Raw genomic sequence first — 1,479 nt, forward strand, 5'->3', positions numbered from 1 at the left:
GCTTACTACATCGCTTATAAAATGATCGATATTACCATGGTCGGACTCGAACAATCCAGATCAGTATGGATCATCAGTGATTATCCAGAGGAAATTGGCGATGCGTTAACGGCGAGACTGGGGCGGGGAATTACCTATTTGAATGGAGAAGGTGGATACTCCGGAGATGTCAAAAAGGTCATTTTCTGTGTCATTACACGCTTGGAAGAAGCGAAGCTGAAATCCATCGTGGAGGAAATCGATTCCTCTGCCTTTTTGGCAATCGGTCATATTCATGATGTTTCTGGTGGTCGGTTTAAGAAAAAGAATATTCACTAAAACCTTACGTACAAATTACCCCTGAGCCAGTAGGTAAAACGACCTGATTGCGAAGGGGTAAAAATGTATTGACGGAAATAACAGAATTCATTTAATATTGCGTCATGCCAAAATACAAAATAACGTTCCGTATTTTGGGACAAACGAATGGTGATGAAAATGGACAAAACAGAAAAAACGGCAAACCGAAGTGTGTTAAAAACGCTAGAGTTTCTAGAATATTTTATCCAAAACAGTGAATTAAGCCTGGCTGAGCTTGTCGAGCTGTCAGATATGCCGAAGAGTACGGTGTTTCGAATTCTTCAGACGCTCGAAATGCGCGGCTTTGTCTCCAAAACGACCACGCATAATCCGCCTAAATACCAATTGGGATTGAAGCTGCTGGAGTTTGGGAACATTGTCGCCCAACGGCTGGAGATCAGGAAAATCGCGCTCCCGTATATGCAGCAGCTACGAGATACGGTGGATGAGGCAGTCAACTTGATTATTCGTGATCAAGACGAAGGGGTTTACATCGAAAAAGTCGATACCCGCCAGTATGTTCGTGTATATACGCAGGTAGGTAGAAAATCACCGTTGTACGCAGGTGCATGCCCGCGCATTTTACTCTCATTTATGCCGGATCATGAGATCGAAGAATTATTGAACCGGGTAGACATGAAGAAAATCTCACCAGACACAAATATAGAAAAAGATCTGCTATGGCAATGGATTCACGACGCACGTGAAAACGGCTATACAGTCAGCTACGGTGAATTGGAGCCGGATTCCGCAGCAATTGCTGTACCTATTCGAGATTTTACGGGAGAAGTAATAGCAGGTTTGAGCTTGGCTGGAGCTACATCACGCTTTCAGATCGATCGATTGGGGTATTTGGTACAGGAGACAAAAGCAGTAGCGAATAAAATCATGAGCAAGCTGGGCTATTCAGATGCAAAGGCGGGACTTTGATGCTGGAAATCAAAAATCTTCAGACGAGATTCCGAACCGATAATGGAGAAATTACCGTTTTGGATGGAGTTAGCTTTCAAATCAACAAAGGTGAAACGATTGGAGTAGTAGGGGAGTCGGGCTGTGGGAAAAGTGTCACCTCTCTATCCATCATGGGGCTTCTGCCGAGAACCGCGCGAATCACCGGGGGAGAGATCCTGTACAACGGTG

At 44.5% G+C, this 1,479-nt stretch carries 3 protein-coding genes; all 3 read left to right on the forward strand.

Going from position 1 to position 1,479, the window contains the following annotated elements:
- On the forward strand, nucleotides 1-318 hold a 318-nt coding region (locus tag C7R94_RS28900), incomplete at its 5' end, for a YitT family protein (RefSeq protein ID WP_146142852.1).
- Between the two features lie 159 nt (nucleotides 319-477).
- Nucleotides 478-1,269, forward strand: a complete 792-nt coding sequence (locus tag C7R94_RS28905; protein WP_233220700.1) for an IclR family transcriptional regulator — start codon at nucleotides 478-480, stop codon at nucleotides 1,267-1,269.
- On the forward strand, nucleotides 1,269-1,479 hold a 211-nt coding region (locus C7R94_RS28910), incomplete at its 3' end, for an ATP-binding cassette domain-containing protein (RefSeq protein WP_146142853.1). The genes C7R94_RS28905 and C7R94_RS28910, both read left to right, overlap by 1 nt.

It is taken from the genome of Brevibacillus sp. NRRL NRS-603 (genome assembly GCF_003013445.1).
Lineage (GTDB): Bacteria > Bacillota > Bacilli > Brevibacillales > Brevibacillaceae > Brevibacillus > Brevibacillus formosus.